The organism is Pseudoalteromonas sp. SIMBA_162 (assembly GCF_046535955.1).
In the GTDB taxonomy this organism is placed as follows: Bacteria; Pseudomonadota; Gammaproteobacteria; order Enterobacterales; family Alteromonadaceae; genus Pseudoalteromonas; species Pseudoalteromonas marina.
On the sequence record NZ_JAWJBQ010001200.1, the window covers coordinates 1 to 236 of the forward strand.

Below are 236 nucleotides of genomic sequence, written 5' to 3' on the forward strand. Positions count from 1 at the left end.
CCGACTGCGCGCCGCCGACGTCACCCATCACGAGCGCGAGATGTTCGGCATCGCTGCCCGATACGCGGAATGCATACGACGTGAACGTACCGTAGCGCGTGGGCAGCGTCGCGGTGGCGACGAGCGTGACGCACTCGTCGGCCTGGCCATTGCCCGGCACGGGCGATTGGGGACGCGAAGACATCATGAATTCAGTGGAAACGATCAGGAATGTAGGAGTTGTGTGGATAGTGCGT

1 pseudogene is annotated in these 236 nt (G+C 62.7%); it reads right to left on the minus strand.

Annotated elements, in window-relative coordinates:
* A pseudogene (locus R0J88_RS23470) lies at positions 1 to 236 on the minus strand (hypothetical protein); the annotation flags it as partial.